The following is an 18,934-nucleotide window of genomic DNA, read 5'->3' as shown; positions in this document are numbered from 1 at the left end:
GCTAATGGCGCCGTCGCGATTCGGAGGGCTCGCCTTTCCTCCAGATGTCTTGACCTTGCCTCGCCGACCGCCAGCCGAGGGCATCCCATGGGAACGGCCAGGATGCCTCCCGCAGGCGCACGATGCTTTCGGCGCCCAATTCGATATCGAGGTCGATCGATAGCAGCCCCCCAGCCATAAGGCCGAAGATCCGGTCCAGGGCGTATGGGCCGGGGAGAGCGGCCGCGCAGGTTGCGAGATTCGCCGCGCCACCCCTGGCCGCAATACTGCGGGCTAGCGTGCTCGCATCGCCGGCCGCGGGCGGTTTCATCGAGCGAAGGACGCATTCCGCTCCGCCGAGTCTCGGCTGTCGGCGCACTTCGATCGGCGAGACGACCGCCACGTCTCTGCCGAGACCATGAGCTTCTGCGCACAGGCAATCGACGAGCGTGCGCAGATGCGGGCGGTACCATGTGCGAGTTGTCGGCACAATGATCGTCGCCTCTCGATCCGAGGCGTCGATGCCCACGCAGGCGACAGCATCCTCTCCAAGTCCCGAGCAGTCGTACAAACAGCGTACGACATCGTCCGCTCCAACGCGGACCGCGCCGAACGCCCGCGCGAGTGTGGATACTTGGCGGATCAGCCGGCTCACTTCCCGACGTCCGCGATGCCGTCGCCAGTCGAGAGGGCAAGCGGGCACCGGAGGTACCGGATCGGATGGGGTGGTGGCGGACATACTGGAACCTCGATCCCGGCCGGTCGAGGGGCGGCCGTTGGCTGGATACGATCGAGAGATTCCGACGCACCTTCCGCAACCTAGTGCGTCGGGTGTGCGTACGCCTTCATCGAAGGAATGAGCTCCGTCTTCTTGACTGAAGCATTCCTTCGGCCGATCTTCGGTGCCCCGAGTTCGCTCGGGACCCGCCGGCCCTTAAAGGTCGATTTGCGGTGCGTGACGCATCGCGTCGAATCGCGCCCGCTACTGATGACTATAATGCCCAAACCGAGCAGATCATCAAGCGGAAATTTCGCTGCTCCCGATGCCCGTCATCTGCGTGCCGCGCGAACGCTGCTCGACTGGACGCAGGATGATCTTGCGGCGCGGGCAAAGCTCGTCAGACGCACGATCGTGGCGATCGAAACCGACAGAAGCAAACCGCGCAACCGGACATTGAAGGCGATCGTCCGGGCGTTTAGCGACGCAGGGGTCGAGTTCGAGTGCGGCGAGGACGGGAGGGTCAAGATCGTCGACGACATCTGGAGGCGGCGTTCCAGGGAGCAACGGTGCCAGTCGGCGAGCGCGAAGGGTCGCTTGGCCAGTGATACTCAACCTGTTTCACGAACGAAGATCCGCAGGCGCGTCAATCGACGCGATCCAGCTTTCGGATGAGCTGCCAGGGTTCAAGGCGCAACGCGGTGGCTAGGCGCTCGAGGTTGTCGATCGAGAGGTTCCGCTGGCCACGCTCAATACTGCCGACGTACGTGCGATCAAGTCCACATATGCCGGCAAGCGCCTCTTGACTGAGGCCTCGTTCGGTTCTGAGCCGCCGAAGGTTCGCGGCAAGGATGTCGCGCAAGATGCCTGGATGTGTTCGTTTCACCCTCGCATGGGATGCATGTGAGGACGTTAAGACCACGGACTTTAAGAAACATTCCGCAATGCGGCAGGCTCTTCGAAGCGGGCACCGCCGCTTTCGAAGATGAGGTGACCAGGGATGCAAGGTCGACTGGATTCAGGAGGCGTCGACCAGACGCAATCACCTGAATCGTCTGACGCTCCAAGCCAGCCTGGCGAGCCGTACGCTCGTAGATCCACAGACGATAAATTAGGCCTGCATCCGGCCCTAAGCCGCGGTTCAGGCAGTCGCATACGGCCTGCGTGACGATGTCTCTCAAGTGGTTGGCGCTGACATCGCGAAGGGCTGTATCGCTGCTCATGTCGTCACTCCTCGCATCGACAGGCTGCGGTAGAGATCGCATGGCATCCGGACGGGTCGGTCGAATGACGACGGCAAAGACGCGTTGAGGGCCGGACTCCGGCTCCAGCTCCACCCCGAACGCTCGCGCGATGGGTGAGCGTCGTTCACTCGCAACACGCTCCACTCGCGGAGGCACGCGCGTCCTGTCTCGCTTCGTCGGCGCCTTGCCGGTGCTCTTCTTCGCCTGCACGCGCTTCGCGGGTTTCGATCGCCTCGGCGTCTAAGGCAACCAGAAACTCCCGCCACAAGGGCCGGAGGTCGTAAGGGATCGCGTCGTCAAGCTTCGCCCGGAGCATCTGAACACGTGTTGCGCGCTCGTTCTGCGGCTGCATCGCGAAATTTATCCCCGTGTTGAGCGTGGAGCGCTCGGTGCTCGTCGCGAAGACCTCTCGCTCCACCCGGATTCTCCGATAAACGCCGCCAAAGATCGGCTCTCCTTCGGCGGACTGGAAAAGGGTTCGGAGGAACTGAATCCGGTCCGCCAGTCGCATCATCTTGAACGGGCTGTACTAAATCATGCGGCGGCCGACAGTACCGCTCCGACAGTCTTCATGGCTATGCGGTTCGGTCCGCGAGCGGACCGGATTTCGCATGCACCATCCGCATCCGACTCCGGACTCGCGGGGTCGCGCTCGACCGGCTGGGTGAATCTGGGATTGCCCTGTTTTTGGAAGGTCAGGGGACTTGGCTGAGCAAAATCTTTTGTGATGTTTGGCCCCGTTCCCTGCTCGTAGACGATGGGTAAGCGGTAGCCGAGCGCCGAGTATCGACGCAGGCCGCACACGCGGCGGCGGAGGCGATGGCATTCATACCGTGAGCAGCAGACCCGCGTAGCCGACAGCCCCGAGAAGGAAGGCCCAGAATCGGCTCTGACGCTCGCTGGGCACCTCTTCCTTGAGCACGTTCAAGACCACACCGCCTCCCAGGAATGCCGTGAGTGCCGCGATAGCCGCCTGCGAGATCTCCGTTGCTGATCCAATTCCCCAGCCGATGACAATGGCCGCAACTAGGATCCAGCGCCCCAGACGATGATACGGCTTCTTGTGGTCCTCGTTGAGGCCGTAATCCGTGACCACGAAGTGCAGTGCCATCGCAACGGTGAAGAACACGAGGGACAAAAAGGTCATCTCCTCGCGGTGGAGGAGGAGATAGCCGACAAGCGCATTGTAGACACCGAACGACGCCATGTGGATCCAGAACACGGGCGGGCTGGTGTCTGCCTCCGCGGCTGCTTCGGCACCGCGGCCGCCGCGTACCGGTCGACCTTGCCGACGTGAGCGCGAGGTCTTGGCCAAGCGGTCGAGCCCATAAAAGACGAGGAGGCCCATGAGCGCGATCAGGTACACGTGCCGCTCGGCGAGCGACACCGCCGTAATCTGGCTGATGGCCTCCTGGCCCGCCGCAAGTTCGGGCAGCAAGTGCACGAACACGTAGGCGACGGAAACGCCCCCTGCGATGGAAAGCCAAGCGCTACGGGGCGTGCCCTCAAGGAGGCGCAGCGACGGTGTGACGACGTGTGCCAGCGCGAGCACGGCGGCAGCCAAGAGGGTGAGCAGGGTGGTCGAGAGCAGAGCCGGCTCCTCGCTAATTCCTGAGGCCTCGTTCCGAGAGATCCGTCGGACCCACCCGGCCAGATCGTCGTGACGAGGCAGGCAGTCGAACCAACCTGCCGCACTCGGATCGGGAAAGCCGTATGGGGTATCAGCCCAAGCCCGCTTCAGCACCGAAGAGTTGCCACGGGCTTTGGAGGGCTATTGTGCCGCGCAAGCATAGTCCTGATCGGCGGGCGCATCTGTCGTCAGCGCTGCCCCGCACACCGCCCCGGAGAGCTGAACGGAGCTGCCGTCGACAGCCCGGTCCGCCCCGATCACTCCAGCACCCGTCGCACCCGGTGCGACGACGGGCCAAACTTCGCGGACCAATCATGGGTCGCGCGAAGCCAAGCCGGGAGCACGATCAAGTTTACTGCGGCTTCATGGGGATGCGGCCGCAGCCCTGTTTCTCTTCAGGCACGCCAAGTCCAACCGGCTGACAGATCTCGCCCGACCGTCTGCCAGCAACCGTCAAGTCAGCGCCCCTGCCGTGATCGCCGTGCCGTCGGCTCTCGTTCGACGCAATGGAGCCCTCGCTGCATGCTAGCGCTGTAACGCCCTCTCGACGGGAGCGGTCAGGGGAGCGATCGGCGTACACGGTCAGTGATAAACGGGGCCGCCACGCGGCGGCCCCTCAAGCTCAGTACCCGTATCCGTAATAGCCATACCCGTAGGACGGCACGTAGCGGTAGCCCACATTGACCGGGCCGCCCCACGAATACCCGCCGTAAGCAGGGTAGCTGTAGGCCGGATAGCCATAACCATAGCTATTGGCTGCAAGCGCTGAACCAACCGCCAGCCCGGTGATCCCTGCGAGAAGGCCCAGGCCAACGCCACGCCGCCTGTAGCCATACCCATAGCCGCGCCAGCCAACGCGGCGATAGCCGTACCCTCCGCGCCAGCCAATCCTGCGGTAACCATGGTTGTAACCGCCACGCCAACCGGCATGTCGAAAGCCGTGACCGCCAAAATGCGCGTGGCCTCTGTGGTAGCCTCCGAATGGCCCCGCTTCGGCCGGAACCGCTGTGAGAAGGCCAAGACTCAGAACGGTCGAAGAAACGAGTGCGAACGTGCGCATGCAAAGCCATCCTGTGTTGGTGATCAGAGGGCCAATCCTACGTCTCGGAGGGAAGGCCTAGGCGCAACTGCAGTCGTACGGGCCCGATGAGCCACGGCTGCTTGGGGGAGCGAAACTCAGTCGCCTCTACGAAGGGATGAACTACGCTGTCAGAGTTGATCTGATCTGGGGCAATTCCAAGTTACTGCTTGATCGCCTTCTCGGCGTTTCCCACATGCATCATGCACCCCTGCTCATCTTTCTTCGCGGCCTTTTCCGAGGCAATCTTCAGCTCGGCCCTAGCCATCGCAGCCTTGCCGGCGTCCTGGTTGGCCGGCATCATGGCGTCCACTCTCTTCATCTCGCTCGCGCAGTCCTTCTCGGCCGCCTGCAAAGGTGCGACGCCGAATGCCAAGAGGGCCGCCGTCAAAGCAAATGCCGACACGTTTCTCATGGTCGAAATCTCCGTTCATGTTGCGGGACTGCTCGTTGAACGGAGGACAGATACTTGCGTTCCGGCCTCGCTGACCGAGGCCCGCCGAAATGGCTCGCTAGTGTACCAACTTCATGGCGATCTCCCTGGACCTCGGTGTGGAGATCCAGCCGTCATCGGCGGCGGGAGCACCCATTCCGCCTGCCCCAGGTTGCGTCGAGATGATCGAGACCACTCGCTCGCGCCAGCCGGTGTGCGTTGGCCCTCGCCTCGGCGGCTTACGCGCTACGGGTGCCATTAATTCATCTGCAAGGCAGTGCGCCCTGATCGGGCGGCCTCGTATCCGCATGAGGCAATACCGTCGACCGAAGTATCTGCGGGATCGGCCCTGGACGGGCGGAAAGTCGGTACAGCGCTGGACACAAACCCGAACCATGTTCTGCTGAAAAGCTTGGTCGACTGAGCGCGTGGTCAGTTCCACGTCGCACAAAGCCAAAGTGGAGAAGTAGCATGACATGCTCACGTCTTGGGTCGGTGGCCACTGTACTGTTCTTCACCGTCAGCCCCGGAGCGGTGCTGGCGCAGACGACCCCGCCCGCGCCGGGCGCGAACCAGGCCGACCTCTGCCGCGACCTCGTGAGCTTCCTGGAGCGGCGCGGCGATGCCAAGCCCGCCTCGCCGATCTCGGTCGACCAAGCCAAAACCTACCAGCGTGACAACAATATCGTGGCCTGCCGCGACGGTGCCGTCCGCCTTCAGCAGGCCGGCGTCACACTGCCCGCCGCCCTTCTTGCAGTCGTCAAGGTTCCGAGCACGGGCCAACGGACGGCGGACGGCGCCGACATCCTCGTCCAGCCGGGCACGCCGAGCGTGACAGTTCAGCAGCAGAGACCGGAGATCACGGTACGGCAGCCGCAACCGGTCGTCAGTGTGACCATCCCGCAGCCCGAGATCACCCTCCGCATGCCGCAGCCGGACGTGAATGTCGCGCGCGGGCAGCCGCAGGTTCAGGTCGTGCAGTCGGCGCAGCCCCAGGTGCATGTGCAGCGTGCCGATCAGCAACCGGTGATCCACTACGAGAGCGCGGAGCCCAAGATCGTCGTGAACCGCGCGCAGGGCCGACCGCAGGTCCGGGTCGAGGCGATGACCCAGGACCAGGCGAACAGGGGCTCGCCGCAGCGGCAGGTGCGCCAGGTCTCAGCCTCCGAGTTCACCGACATGGACGTCATGAACGGGCGCGGCCAGCAGGTCGGCGACGTCGAGCGCCTCGTGCGCGGCGAGGACAAGAAGTTCTATGCCGTGGTGGGACACGGTGGCGTGTTCGGTCTGGGCGAGAAGGAGATCGTACTGCCGGTCGATCGCCTCATGATGCACGACGGGCGCCTGATGATCGTCGGCCTGACGGATGAGCAGATCAAGGCGATGCCGGGCTACGACGCGAAGGCCGGCAAGTACACCGAGGTTGAGGCGTCCGCGCTGGCACCTCTGACAGTTGCGGCCGTGCCGCCCGCACCGAACGTCAACGCGGCTGACGTCACGGGCACGACCGGGAACCCTGCGACGCGAAGCTTCCAGGTCTCGAACCTGCTTCGGAAGGACATCTACAACACTCAGGGGCAGCAGCTTGGCGACATCGAGCGCGTCCTCGTGGGCGTGGACGACAAGATGTACGTCGTCATCGGCCATGGTGGGTTCCTGGGGCTGGGCGAGAAGCAGATCCTGCTGCCGTTCGATCGGATCAAGGTGCGGGACGGCCGGCTGACTGTGTCCGGGCTGACGGATGAGCAGATCAAGGCCGTTCCCGAGTTCGACCGGAACGCCCGCGGCTACCGCGATGCGGATCAGAACCGGCAGGCCGAGTTCTCGGTGTACCGCGGCTGACCCCGCATTAGCCGCCGGGCCGGAAAGCCCGGCGGTTCCTGTCGAACAGCCGCCCGAGCCTGATCGGGAGACGCTCCCGTGGGGGAGAGTGCGTCAATTCCTTCACGGGACGGCTCCGACGACCGTATCTCGATCCTCCGGCGCTGGGTCGCCGCCACCCGTCGCTTGACACGTGTCTTCGCGGAGCACGAGATCGTCACGGCCGCCGCGGGGGTCACATTCTTTCTGCTCCTCGCGGCGTTCCCCGGTCTCGCCGCCATCATCTCGATCCTGGATTTCGTTGCGGCGGCCGGGCGGGCAGACGCGCTCCTCTCCACCCTCTCTGCCATCCTTCCGGCCGAGGCCGTGGATCTGCTGGCCTAGCAGATCGACCGCTTCGCCTCAGGGACGGGGCTCGAGCTCGGGCTTCATGCTCCCGCATCCTACCTGGGCTTCGTCGCGCTGAGCTGGGCAGCCAACAAGGGCACCAAGGCAATCTTCCGCGCCCTGGATCGCATCTACGGGCGCGAGGGGGCACGCTTTCATCACGTTCACGCTGGTCGCCCTCGTCTGCACCTTCGGCGCAATCGCCTTTCTGGTGTTCTCGATCAGCGTGATCCTTATCCTTCCGGCCGTGTTCGGTACCGTGGGGCTTGCGTCGGACCAAGCTCGCACGTTCGGACTGTTCCGTTGGCCAGCGCTTATATTGGTCGTGACATTGCTGCTCGCGGGCGTCTATCGCAGTTCCGCGCCGCGGGATGGAAAGCCGTGGGGTGTTGACCTCCTGAGGGGCTTCGCGGCCGCGGTGTTCTGGATCGGAGGCTCGCTCCTGTTGTCCTGGTACGCCGCGCACGCCGAACGCTTCGCCGCCATCTACGGCTCCCCCACTGCGATCATCGGCTTCATGGTCTGGCTCTGGCTCACGACCGTGGCTGTGGTGGTTGAGGCCGAGCTGAGCGCTGCGGGCATCCGCTCGCTCTCTGCTCACCCTGTGTCGCATCGCCACGCCCAGGGGGGCGGAGGGTTTGACAAGAGCCGCGCTGCGCTCTGGTCATAGATGAGGGCAGTGATGTTCGGTGCTGCTCCTAACGATGCGCGAGCTCGTCGAGCCAGCCATGCGAGGCACCGTGGCGGACGATGTCCGCCCGGGTGCGCAGGCTGAGCTTCTCCGCCGCGCGCGCCTTGTGGGTCTCGGCTGTCTTCACGCTGACGCCGAGGCGGGCCGCGATCTCCTTGTTGCTGAAGCCCTGGGCGGTGAGCCGCAGCACCTCCTCCTCGCGAGGGCTCAGCGCCTCTTCAGCACCGGGCTCGGCCGCGGGCCGGCTGGTGCTCGGCAGTGCTTTGTCGGCAACGGCCGGGTCGAGGTAGATGCCGCCCTCCGCGACGGCTCGCACGGCGCGCAGGAGATCCTCCGCCGCCGACCGCTTGAGCAGATAACCCCGCGCTCCGGTCTGCAGCATCGGCTGAACGTAGGCTCGGTCCTCGTGGACGGTGAGGGCCAGCAGCCGTACCTGCGGGCAGCGCTCGGCGAGGTGCCGCGCCAAGTCGATGCCGTTGATGTCGGGCATCGAGATGTCGATGACTGCGACGTCGGGCGAGGCCTGGCAGATCGTGTCGAGCGCCGCCGTTCCGTTAGTCGCCTCGCCGACGAGGGCAATATCTGGCGCAGCCTGGAGCAGGGCCTTGATGCCCGCCAGCACGATGGGATGGTCGTCGGCGACCGCGACGCGGATCGGGTTCACGGCTCGGCTCCTTCGGGGGGCAACGGAATCTCGGCAAACAGGGTCGTGCCCGATCCCGGTGCTGATTCGATCGCCAGCGTGCCCCCCAGCAGGGCGAGGCGCTCGCGGATACCGGACAGGCCGAGGCGGCGCCCGATCTTGCCGTGAGCGGCGGAGCCGTGGATCGTGTGTCCGTTGGCCGCGTCCGAATCGAAGCCCGCTCCGTCGTCCTCCACGATGACGCGCAGCCCGTCGGCCCGCCGATCCAGCACGAGGCTGACGCCGCGGGCGCGGGCATGCTTGAGGATATTGGTTAGCGCCTCTTGGACGATGCGGTAGGCAGCCGTCTCCACATCCGCCGGCAGCCTGGTCTCGCTGCCCAGCACCTGAAGGTCCAGATCGATGCCGTGGCGTTGGCGCCACTCCTCCGCGTAGGCAGCGAGCGCCTTGTGCAGGCCGAGGTCGTCGAGCGCGGTCGGCCGGAGATCTAGGGCCGCGCGGTGGATATCGCGTCCGATCTCCGCGGCGAGAGCCTGCAGCCAGCGCACCTGGTTCACCGTGTCCGGCTCGCACGCCCCATTCCCGAGCCGCGTTTCGAGGCTTTTCAGCCCAAGCGAGAGCCCCGTGACGGTCTGACCAACCTGGTCGTGGAGTTCGCGCGCGATGCGGCGCTGCTCGTTCTCCTGAGCATCCGAGAGGCGCCGCAGCAGGTCAGTCCGTTCGGCCTCGGCGCGCTTGCGTGGCTCGGCGTCGGCGATCACGCCGTAGATCACGCTCGGTCGGTCGCCGTGGTGGAAACACGGGGCACGGCCCGTCGTTCGAAGCCAGCGCGCACCGCCATCCGGACGGACGGAGCGGAACTCGCTGTCGAGCTGCGCATCCTCTGTCACGCAGCGGCGCAACGCCTGCTCGACGCGCTCGCGATCATCCGTGTGCACTGCCGCGAGGAAGGCCGCGAACGACCACTGCGCTTCGCCCGCCTCCGTCGGAGCGCGAGGAAAGCCGAGCAGAACCCGCGTGCGCTCCGACCCGGCCACCTCCTGGCGAGCAAGATCCCAACATACCGTGCCGAGTTCCGCAGCCTCGACGGCTAACGCTCCGCGCTCCTCGCTTACCCGCAACGCCAGCATCATCCGGGTCTCCTCGTCGCGCCGTCGCTGCGCGATGTCGCGCGCCGTCAGCGCCGCCAATCCGGCCGCGAGTGCGAGGCTCGCCAAGCCGCCGGCTACGAGCACGTAGAACGATCGAGACACGGGCGCGTTCAGCGCCTTGCTCGGTACCCCGAAATGCACCGACCAGCCGCTCGTGTCGGGTAGGGTGCGGTAGACCGTCTCGACATCGCTGCCCTCCAGCGTTGGACCGGAGTAGAAGCCCTCCGGCGCGCGGGCGATCGCCGCGCGCAGAGCCGGGCTGGCGGGCCGACCCAGCTCGGACGCCTCGGCAGAGGTGCGCGCGATGATGTTGCCGCGCCTGTCGACGATCTCGCCCACCCATCCGGCCGGCGCACCGGCATCCCTCAGGATCGAGCTGACTGCATTGGTCGCGAGCGCGACCGTGAGGACGTACCGGAGCTGCCCGTCGCGGATGACGGGGACGCGCAACGCGACGAGGCGCTTGCCCGACAGGGTTCCGACCGGACCGATGCCGCCGACAACCGCTCGCCTGAGCCGGAGGACCTCGTCGAAACTGTCTCGGTCGGCCGTGGGTCCCAGCACAGTGCCGAGTGGGCGCAGCAGGTTCACGATCTGGTTCCCGGAAGCGTCCGCCAGCTCGACCGTCTCCCACAAAGGCCGGCTGGCCTTGAGGCGCTGCGCCTCCTCGTGGAACGGTTCCAGGCTCGGGCTGTCGAGAGCCGGCGAGGCGGCCAGCACATCCAGGATCTGCACCTGTGCGGCCAGGTCCGCTGAAACCCGGTCGGCCACGCGCGCGGTGCTTTCCAGGGCCGCGTGCCGGGCAGCAGCGCGACCCTGTTCCGCCGTGACGTAGGCCACCCAGCCACTGAAGAGCAGGATCGGAATGGCCGCCGCAAGGGCGAGCGAGATCAGCAGGCGGTTGCCCGGGGAGGATTCGCGCTTCACGTCATCGGCTCCGGGTCCGTTCGCCTCCTTGGTGCAGGTGGATCTCGCGGGCCAGATCCGCCAGAAGGTTCGAGCGCGTGCTGGTTGCAACGCTTGAGCCCAGTCGGAGAAGATCTGTGGTGCGCGCCACCCTAGGGCTGCCTTTCCTCTGCTACGATGTCACAGGCCGGCACTAGAGGGTGTCAGGTTTAACGCTCTCCAGCGTCAGGTTTTTCCTGACTGACTCGCGGTTAGGCCCGACTGGGAACAGTACGATTCCTGCGCGAGGATGATGGGAGATGTCCCTCCTTCCATCGTCCGCGGCCGGCCCCGCCCGCCGTTCCGAGCCAGGATCCACATGATGACCGCTGCGCGTCGCGCCGAGATCGACCCGGATGAGTTCCCGATAAATCCTTCACGGCCCCCGCGAGTCGAGACCGGATCTCAGCGCCCTCCGGCCGGACTTCGCGAGGGAGCAAGGCCCCGCAACACCCTGCTCGCCTCTCTCCCGGACGACGACCTCGCTGCTATCCGTCATCAACTGGAGCGGGTCGCACTTCGACGGCGCCAGGTGCTGCACGAGCGCAACGCTGCGGCCGCGTACGTGTACTTCATCGAGCGCGGGACGGTGTCCCTTCTCTGCCGCAGGGCCGGGCGGGACAGCCTGGAGGTGGGCACGCTCGGCCGCGATGACCTTGTGGGCGTGTCCGCGGTACTCGGGACCGCGCGCGCGCCGCATCGCTGCGTCGTCCAGGTGCCGGGCGAGGCGTTGCGCATCCGAGCAGAGGATCTTCGGCGCGCGATGGGCGGCCACTCGCACCTGCGCTCGCTTCTCCTGGCCCACGTGCAAGCGCTCTTGATCCAGAGCGAGCAACTCGTAGTTTGCCAGAACGACCACAGCTTGAGCGAGCGCCTGGCCAGCTCGCTGCTGCTGACGCTTGGGCACCTCGACGGCGACGAGGTTCCCCTCACGCATCGCTCCCTCAGTCGCTCACTCGGGGTGCGTCGGGCCGGTGTGACGACGGCGCTGGGGGAGATGGAGTCTGCCGGGCTGATTCGACGCGGCCGCGGCTGGATCAGGGTGCTCGATCGTCCGGAACTGGAGCATGCCGCATGCGAGTGCCACCGGATCATCCGGACGGAGCGCAGGCTCGTGGTCTGCCAGAGCGAAGAGGAACCGCGCATCGCGCGGAGGGTCGGTGCGGCCCCGTCCGCGCCGGCGCCGCAGCCGAGCACCGCGCTCCGGCCGTCGAAAGTCGCGATGCTCGGCCATGTCTATGCACGCTGAGATCGGACAGCTCGAGGCGAGATGGCCGAGTTGTGTCCCGTCTCGCCATGGAAGCGGCTAAGCATGGGCGGCAGGGTGCGAAACGGTTGGCTTGCCCTGATCGCGGTCCCACTCGTGTTACTGGCCTTGCGGGCGTCCTACGCCGTGACGATGCCAATCGCGGTCGCGGCCGTGGTCATCGCGGCGGTCTGGCCTGTGGAGGTGTGGCTCCGCCGCGTGCTGCCGGAACGCGTCAGCAGCCTCGGCACAATCCTGGTGCTGCTCGTCACCACACTGGGGTTCATCGCGGCCCTCTACTTCTCGGCCGCCCAGGTCGTACAGGCGTTCGCGCGGCGCTGGGCCGAGTTCGAGAGCGCCTATGAATCCGCGACGGCCTGGGCCGACCGCTGGGGCCTACCGCTCGGTGGCAAGGAAGGCTACGCCCGCCTCATTGCCGTCGGGCAAGACCTGCTGGGCAACGCCTACACGATCTCAGTCTACCTCGCCTTCATCGCCCTTCTGGTCGTCCTCGGACTGCCCGAAATTCCCACCCTGCGGCGAAAGCTTCAGGAGGCGTTCGGGGCCGATAAGCGGAGCGAGGTGGCCTATGCCGCCGACGAGATCGCAGGCAAGATCCGCGGCTATCTCGCTACCACGACGTTGACCAGCATCATCACGGGCGTGGCCTCGGCCCTGTGGGCGCTCGCGATGGGACTCGACCTGGCCCTGGTCTGGGGCACGCTGAACTTCCTGCTGAACTACATCCCCGTCGTCGGCAATCTCGTTGGCATTGTCCCGCCAAGCCTCTACGCGGTGGTCCAGTTCCCGGACTCTGTCCTGCCGATCGTCATCTTCGTCGGCTTCGGCGCGATCCAGTTCACCGTCAGCAACGTCATCTATCCGGTTCTGCAAGGACGCAGCGTGTCGCTCTCGCCCGTCGTCGTGGTGGTGGCCCTCGCGGTCTGGGGCTGGGTCTGGGGTGTCGCGGGGATGCTGGTCGCGATCCCGTTGACCGTAGCGTTCGTCATCGTCTGCGAGCAGTTCCCCCGCACCCGCTGGATTGCGATACTGATGTCCGGCTCGCGTTGAGGACATCAACGGAAATGGGCGCTCAGTTTTCTCGGACCATGCTCACTGCGGCGAGGTTCAGCGACGCCGGAGTGGTCCCCCAAACGCGATGGCCCGCTGAGCCGTTCTTGTAGAATGGTGAACCCTTCCCCTCTCAGGTCTGCACCGAGCCGCATCCTGGCGGCCGCCCGCCGCGCGTTCAGCCAGTTTCTGGCGCTGCCCCTCGCGATCGTGGTCGGCTTCATCGTCCTCAACGTAGTGATCTATCTCGCCGACCGCGTTTGGTCGGACGGCCGATCACCGGCTGGGCTCGCCTGGCTCGGGGACCTGTTCGGCGATCATCAGGCGATCGGTAGCCTCCTGTCGACGCTGGCGTCGAGCATCGTCACGGTGACGTCGATCACCTTCTCGCTCCTGCTGATCGCAGTCCAGCAGGGCTCGGCCGCTCTTACGACCCAGGTCACCGACCAGTTCATGATGCGGCGGGCGAACCAACTCTACTTCGGGTACTTCGTCGGGCTTTCGGTCTTCGTTCTTTTGACCCTGCTCACGAACAGCCAGTTTCATCGACCGGTCTTCGGCTCGATGCTAGCGCTGAGCATGACGATGGCCGCGCTCTGCATGATCATTGTCATGATCTACAACACCATCGACCAGATGCGACCGGAACGGATCGTGCAGTTCATCCACCATCATGTCCTGCATGCCCGCGTGCACGATGAAAAACTCCTGTGCAGGACCCGCCGAACACCGCGGCCGTACTGGATCCTGGCCTCGACCATCCGCTCGCCGCAGAGCGGATACATCGTCGACGTCCGGGAAGCGCGGATTCGCGAAACGGTCGAAGCACACGCTCCTGGAAGCGTGGAGGTGGAGCTGCTCGTCCCGCTCGGAAGCCGGCTCGCCGTCGGCGATCCCGCATTCGCGTTGCGAGTCGCTCCGCATGCCGTCCTTGCCCCTATCCTTCGCGACCGGATCGAGGAAGCGGTGATCGGTGCCGTCACGTTCGACGATGGGCGCAACCTCGACCGGGACGCGAGCTACGGCCTGCACCAGCTCGCCACGATCGCCTGGACCGCTACCTCGACCGCCAAGTCAAACCCCCATCCCGGGCCGGCGGTCATCCACGCTCTGCGCGACATCCTCTCGCTGTGGAGCCCCTGCGAGGCTGACCCGAAGGAGGATCCGATCTCGCCCCTCGTCTACGCCGACCGGACGCCGACCGAGGCGACCGACGCCCTCGAGACCATCATCATCGTGGCCTCGGAATCGATGCAGGCGCAAACGCTGTCCGACGCTCTGCGGACGATCGCCATTCTCCTCGACCATGTCTCGCAGCCGACGGCGGAGCGGCTGGCCGATGTCGCTAAGCGGGCCGTTTCAAGCCTCGGCGAGCACGTCCTGACGCGGCAGCTTGAGGCCGCGCTGAGTGATCTCGCGGGCGCGCTTGACCGGCGGGGGTTCACGGGCGTTGGGGCCGCAATTGCCGAAGCTGCGAAACAGCTCGGCGCCAGCCTCGGCAAGCTCAATTCCCGCTCGACGCGGGTGTCGGAGACCACGGGTCCTTGAACATCGCTCATTGGAGGGCGACCACTCAATCGCCAACCGTTCAATCCTCGCCTCTGGGCCCGTCATCGAGCGGCAGCTGGGCTCGTTTCGCAACCCAAGAGGAGGAGAGGCCCCCAGTCCGTCGTCGATTACGGTCTCGGGAGGAACCACTGCACGAGCGGCAGGCAGGTGCGGCCGTTCCGGCCGAAGTAGGCCAGATCGCGATCGTCTGCGGAGAAGAACCGTCTCACGACCTTCGGATTTTGCACTCCGGTAGGGAGCAGGGATCGCGAACGAGCGCTGACCCTGACCTGACGTCCCATGTGTCGAACCGGCAGCGCTCTCCTTGCTGCTACGCTGGGATGCAGAGGGCCACTGCAGCAGCATTCGGAGGCGTGCGCGGGCGCGGCATCACGGCCGCCGGACAGGGCGGCGGATCGTCGTCATCGTTCCGGCGTCCGGAGCGGGTGTACCGGCGCAGATTCGACAAGCGGCCGAGGGAGCGCCGAGGCGCGGCCCGAGGGGCCGGACCAGCGGCTGTCTCCCGAGAGGAACCGCGATCGAATTCCATAACCTTCAGCTGACGAATGTCCGCTTCGAAGACGCTGCTCGGGTCAGCTCGATGGCAGGAATGGGCGCAAGGCTGCCGGCCGGGTTTGGCCGGAAGCTGCCGGTCTGCTTTCCGCAACAGAGCAGCAGAAGCGGACCTCCGCATGACTCAGCGGTGTCTCACGGCGCCCGAAATGGCTCCTCCGACGCACGTGAGGAAGGTCATCTCCCCAGTGAGCACAGGTGGCAGGGGCAAGCTCGTCCACCATCGCTTCTGCAATCTCGGCGCCGACAGCACGGTTTTCGGCCAAAACGAGTCTCGCGGAGGCCTTGAGATGACGAGCCACGGACATCCGCGGCCTCAGATGCGCCTTATGCTCCGAGGCCGCGCGGTGATCGGGACGGGCACCACATGACCGATGGCTCACATCGATGCCCTCTGGGCTGGTGCTCGCAAATCGATGTGTCCGTTGAACCAAAGGCGCTCTAGCGGACGCGCTTTTGAACCGCTTTCCATGTGTCTGCTGGGGCATACCCCAACGGACAAGCTGAGATATGCGCGACGCGCAAGCCCTATCGGAACGCAGCGTCTGAACCTGGACCGTTGTGCTCATCACGGCACTAGGCCCCGCGATAATCGAATTTCTCCGCCACGCTCAGACCTTTGTCGGATGGACGCTCCCACCTTCGGCCGTTTGCTGGCAGCGTCACGTGTGCCAGCCTCTGTATGCCTGATGACAGTGAAGAGCGCTGCGCTCCGATCTCCTTCAGGCCAATAAACACTGGCAGCCTGAGCTGGCGGTGAGCCAGCCATGGGAGGGTTGCATGCTGACCGCGCTGGACGAGTTGATGTTGCGCGTCGTCGGCCAGTTGGCAGGACGCTCACCCTTCCTCGATGCCGTCACCCTCGCTTGCACGGCTCTGTTTGCCATCAGGCTGCTGCCGCTGATGGCCGTGCTGGTCTACCTCTGGTTCCGCACCGGCAACAGTTTAGGTTCGCGCGAGGCTGTGGTCGAGACCGTCATCGGCATGCGAGCCGCTATCGAAGCGATAATCGCGATGTTAGCCGCCGGCATCATCGCGTGCACGCTGCGCATGCTTCTTCCCTTTCGCGGCCGTCCCTACCTGGTTGCGGAACCGGACCTGCTGCAACTCGACAGCGTCCCGGCCAGCTTGGTAACGGCTGTAATCGAGAGCGGCACCTCGTTTCCGTGCGATCACGCGGCGATCGTAAGCGCCCTGGCAACGTCGGTCTGGCTGTTGTCCCGCCCGCTTGGGGGCCTCTGCTTTGGATGGGCGGTGCTGACCACCTGTCTGCCGCGCATCTACGTCGGCTACCACTACGCCAGCGACATTCTCTGCGGCGTCCTGATCGGCGTCGCGGTGGCGCTGTGTGTGCGCCTGCTTCTGCCGACGCTGCCGATCCTCGGCTTCGCCAACCGCTTAGCGCTCCGCCGTCCCGCGCTGTTTCAGGTCGCCTTGTTCACGCTGATGTTTCAGTCGGCGATGGTGATCGACGAGATCAGGATCGCATTTCAGAACTGACGGAGACTCGGCGAGCATTGGGCCCAACCAGCCCAGTGGTCGTGAAATCGATTCCGGCGACTTGCAGAGCATCCGCGATGGCATCCGTTTGCACGACTGAGATGTTAAATTCTCCGGCGCAGCCCTCAGCCTGCATGATGACGCTGATACATAGTTTGGCTTCATTGGCAAGACTTCTCTGGTTCCACCAAAAAGTCTTGCGATCTGCGAGGATCTGGCCGACTGTTAATGATCTGAAGCCTCGGCGCCTGTTACTGCTGGCAGCGGAAGCGAATGTAAGATGCGGCGCCATGAAATGCCGATCGCATGGTTAATATGAGTGCGTAGCGAAAATTTCCTCTTGGCTTCCCACTCCGCAAAGAAGCCCCATGGGCCCAATTGGCGCGCGACGGCTCAGAGGCTAGCGTACTGGAACCGCCGCTGCCCTCGCTCGTTTGTGGCGGCCATAACTTGGAGGAACCCGCAATGCGCTTCACAGGCCGGGGACATCGACCAGGGGCTAACCAGGGAGAGCCCCGCTGAGGGGAGGCTTACCCCTTCCAGCGGACAGCGGGTCTCGTCCACAACATTTATCTCTAGCAATGAACAAAATCGGCACGCTTCAGCACGCCTAATTTCCGATATATCGCGCTATTGTGCAACTTTATTGTAGATACCGAGACGCTAATTCTCTCAGCAATTTCTCTATTCTTCAATACTCTCTGCATAAGCAGAAGTATTTCTTGTTCCTTCTTAGTAAAATTCAGGGAAGTAATTCCGCACCTGCTAATCATGCTATATTCTTTGATAATCTATGTATTGGCTATTGAAGCAGGTACATATATTCGACCATTCCAGACCGTCAAAACCGCCCGATCAAATTCGGTAGGATCGAGAAGCGTCGGGATGTATCCATGCATACCTGCTTGCACCGCCGCGAGAACATGCCGGTGGCTATCGGTATCTGCGACAAGAGCGATACGTATGTGTCTGTGCAGTACTTTGATAGTCCGTAGATCGTTCAATTGCCTTATGGTTGGCTCCCCTACGCGAACGAAAACGACAGACAGATCGCTTCTATCTCTTAATTTATTCATCGCAGATAGAATTGATTCGAACTCAACGATCTCCTGACAGGCGCAATCATCCTGAAGAATTTTTCGAAGCCTGTTAAGATGTCGATCTGATGCCCCCGCGACAAAGGCGACGCTCGAATAGGTACGCATTGTCACACTCTCTGCCGGAGATAGCACAGAAGCCGCAATTGATTAATGTATCCGGGAAATAGGTTGGGATAGTCTGGCGCGAAAGGTAAAGTTTCGCTTTCGCGATGAAAGCAGGGAGTGGCCAGCTCTCGCCGCTCACTCCCTACCTCGAGGTTACTATGAGCCGTGTCAGTCAGATCAGACGAGGTGCCAGCCCTCTTCGATCTGCGAGATCAGGCAGCTCTGAGCTTCCTGGCTGAGAGCGATACCCGTAGCCACCGCGGCGCGGGAGGCTCCGCTCTCAAGAGCCGCGGTCCAGCTTTCCAAGCCCTCGTCCTCAGCGTCGCGGCCGAGGGCGTTCTTGTAGAGAATGCCGACGAAGTCCTCGTTCGAGAGGTCCACGTACTTCGCCTTGTACTCCATGGAGTCGAGGAAGCTCTGTGCCGCGGCGGTGTCGGACAGGCCCGCCTTCATTGCGGATGTCCAAGCCACGAGGCCCTCTGCGTCTGGCGCTCGGTCGAGGAGGCCGTAGTAGAGCCGCGCCGCGTCGCTCGCGTCCTTGTCGGCCGTGAACACGCCGTGCTCGAACACCGTCCGCAGCCCGTCGAGGTTCTCCTGCGAGAAGGTGAAGCCGAGCACCACGTCGGCGCGCGACATCCCGTTCCCGAGGGCGCTGACCCAGCCTTCGACGCCCGCATCCTCGCCCTCGCGGCCGAGCGCCGTGTGGTAGAGGCTCTCGATGAAGGCGCGGTCGTCCTGCATGCCGTGGTGCCCCTTGCCCTCGTCGGAGCCGAGGAAGCGCTCGGCCATGTCGTGCAGGGACAGCCCGGTGGCGCGCGCCCCCGTCCAGTACTCCTGCCCGCCCATGTCGGAACCCCGGCCGAGCACGGCGTCGTAGAGGGCGTAGACCTCGCCCGCAGCGCTGTGCGCGTCGTGGCTGACGCTGCCGAAGTGCTCGCGATGGTGCGGCATAGATCCGAGATCAGGATCACCGGTACCAGGCTGACCCGTGCCCGGATCGTTGGTGCCGGGCTGACCCGTGCCAGGATCGTTGGTGCCGGGCTGACCCGTGCCCGGATCGTTGGTGCCGGG

At 64.6% G+C, this 18,934-nt stretch carries 18 protein-coding genes; 8 read left to right on the top strand and 10 right to left on the bottom strand.

The features are described 5' to 3' along the window. Window position 1: 1 nt before the first annotated feature. Window positions 2-508, bottom strand: a complete 507-nt coding sequence (locus tag E1J50_RS16500; protein WP_132254936.1) for a hypothetical protein — start codon at window positions 506-508, stop codon at window positions 2-4. Window positions 509-976: 468 nt separating this feature from the next. On the opposite strand from E1J50_RS16500, the gene E1J50_RS16495 reads away from it, so the two are divergent. Continuing rightward, entirely contained in the window at window positions 977-1,372 is a 396-nt protein-coding gene (locus E1J50_RS16495) for a helix-turn-helix transcriptional regulator (RefSeq protein ID WP_132254935.1), read from the top strand. Here the strand turns inward: E1J50_RS16495 and E1J50_RS16490 are convergent. The 5 genes from E1J50_RS16490 to E1J50_RS16470 form a co-directional block, all read right to left on the bottom strand. After that, window positions 1,344-1,583: a helix-turn-helix domain-containing protein gene (locus E1J50_RS16490; protein ID WP_132254934.1), complete on the bottom strand. Its 240-nt coding sequence runs from the start codon at window positions 1,581-1,583 to the stop codon at window positions 1,344-1,346. The genes E1J50_RS16495 and E1J50_RS16490 overlap by 29 nt on opposite strands. A 482-nt stretch (window positions 1,584-2,065) precedes the next feature. Next, complete coding sequence (locus E1J50_RS16485) at window positions 2,066-2,455, bottom strand: hypothetical protein (RefSeq protein WP_132254933.1); 390 nt, start codon at window positions 2,453-2,455, stop codon at window positions 2,066-2,068. Window positions 2,456-2,767: 312 nt separating this feature from the next. After that, on the bottom strand, window positions 2,768-3,685 hold the full coding sequence (locus E1J50_RS16480) for a ZIP family transporter (RefSeq protein WP_207919227.1): 918 nt from the start codon (window positions 3,683-3,685) through the stop codon (window positions 2,768-2,770). A gap of 508 nt (window positions 3,686-4,193) precedes the next feature. Beyond that, on the bottom strand, window positions 4,194-4,631 hold the full coding sequence (locus tag E1J50_RS16475; protein ID WP_132254932.1) for a hypothetical protein: 438 nt from the start codon (window positions 4,629-4,631) through the stop codon (window positions 4,194-4,196). A 181-nt stretch (window positions 4,632-4,812) separates the two neighbouring features. Continuing rightward, the gene (locus E1J50_RS16470; protein WP_132254931.1) at window positions 4,813-5,064 is read right to left on the bottom strand and encodes a hypothetical protein; all 252 of its coding nucleotides are present in this window, start codon (window positions 5,062-5,064) and stop codon (window positions 4,813-4,815) included. 489 nt (window positions 5,065-5,553) lie between these two features. Between E1J50_RS16470 and E1J50_RS16465 the strand changes: the two genes are divergently transcribed. From E1J50_RS16465 to E1J50_RS16455, 3 genes are all read left to right on the top strand, one after another. Beyond that, a complete protein-coding gene (locus E1J50_RS16465; protein ID WP_132254930.1) occupies window positions 5,554-6,924 on the top strand; it encodes a PRC-barrel domain-containing protein in 1,371 nt (456 codons plus the stop codon). 78 nt (window positions 6,925-7,002) lie between these two features. Continuing rightward, window positions 7,003-7,287, top strand: coding sequence for a YihY/virulence factor BrkB family protein (locus tag E1J50_RS16460; protein WP_132254929.1), 285 nt, complete (start codon window positions 7,003-7,005; stop codon window positions 7,285-7,287). 127 nt (window positions 7,288-7,414) lie between these two features. Further along, entirely contained in the window at window positions 7,415-7,960 is a 546-nt protein-coding gene (locus tag E1J50_RS16455) for a YhjD/YihY/BrkB family envelope integrity protein (protein WP_132254928.1), read from the top strand. Between the two features lie 28 nt (window positions 7,961-7,988). Here E1J50_RS16455 and E1J50_RS16450 read toward each other — a convergent pair whose 3' ends face one another. Both E1J50_RS16450 and E1J50_RS16445 read right to left on the bottom strand, forming a co-directional pair. Beyond that, entirely contained in the window at window positions 7,989-8,645 is a 657-nt protein-coding gene (locus E1J50_RS16450) for a response regulator (protein ID WP_132254927.1), read from the bottom strand. Next, a complete protein-coding gene (locus E1J50_RS16445; RefSeq protein ID WP_245516606.1) occupies window positions 8,642-10,702 on the bottom strand; it encodes a sensor histidine kinase in 2,061 nt (686 codons plus the stop codon). The genes E1J50_RS16450 and E1J50_RS16445 overlap by 4 nt, the downstream gene beginning before the upstream one ends. 337 nt (window positions 10,703-11,039) lie before the next feature. On the opposite strand from E1J50_RS16445, the gene E1J50_RS16440 reads away from it, so the two are divergent. The 4 genes from E1J50_RS16440 (at window position 11,040) to E1J50_RS16420 (ending at window position 16,658) form a co-directional block, all read left to right on the top strand. Continuing rightward, window positions 11,040-11,969 (top strand): Crp/Fnr family transcriptional regulator, encoded by a 930-nt coding sequence (locus E1J50_RS16440; RefSeq protein ID WP_165937885.1) that lies wholly within the window; start codon window positions 11,040-11,042, stop codon window positions 11,967-11,969. Window positions 11,970-12,032: 63 nt separating this feature from the next. Next, window positions 12,033-13,037 (top strand): AI-2E family transporter, encoded by a 1,005-nt coding sequence (locus E1J50_RS16435; RefSeq protein ID WP_165937884.1) that lies wholly within the window; start codon window positions 12,033-12,035, stop codon window positions 13,035-13,037. A gap of 114 nt (window positions 13,038-13,151) precedes the next feature. Further along, complete coding sequence (locus E1J50_RS16430) at window positions 13,152-14,585, top strand: DUF2254 family protein (RefSeq protein ID WP_132254924.1); 1,434 nt, start codon at window positions 13,152-13,154, stop codon at window positions 14,583-14,585. Window positions 14,586-15,938: 1,353 nt separating this feature from the next. Next, a complete protein-coding gene (locus E1J50_RS16420) occupies window positions 15,939-16,658 on the top strand; it encodes a phosphatase PAP2 family protein (protein ID WP_132254922.1) in 720 nt (239 codons plus the stop codon). 575 nt (window positions 16,659-17,233) lie between these two features. Here the strand turns inward: E1J50_RS16420 and E1J50_RS28540 are convergent. Continuing rightward, window positions 17,234-17,431, bottom strand: a complete 198-nt coding sequence (locus E1J50_RS28540) for a response regulator transcription factor (RefSeq protein ID WP_132254921.1) — start codon at window positions 17,429-17,431, stop codon at window positions 17,234-17,236. 609 nt (window positions 17,432-18,040) lie between these two features. After that, on the bottom strand, window positions 18,041-18,934 hold an 894-nt coding region (locus E1J50_RS16405; protein WP_132254919.1), incomplete at its 5' end, for a DUF4214 domain-containing protein.

This window comes from Methylobacterium segetis, assembly GCF_004348265.1.
Taxonomy (GTDB): domain Bacteria; phylum Pseudomonadota; class Alphaproteobacteria; order Rhizobiales; family Beijerinckiaceae; genus Methylobacterium; species Methylobacterium segetis.
Note: the sequence above shows the minus strand (reverse complement) of the source record. Positions and strands in the feature narration are given on the sequence as shown.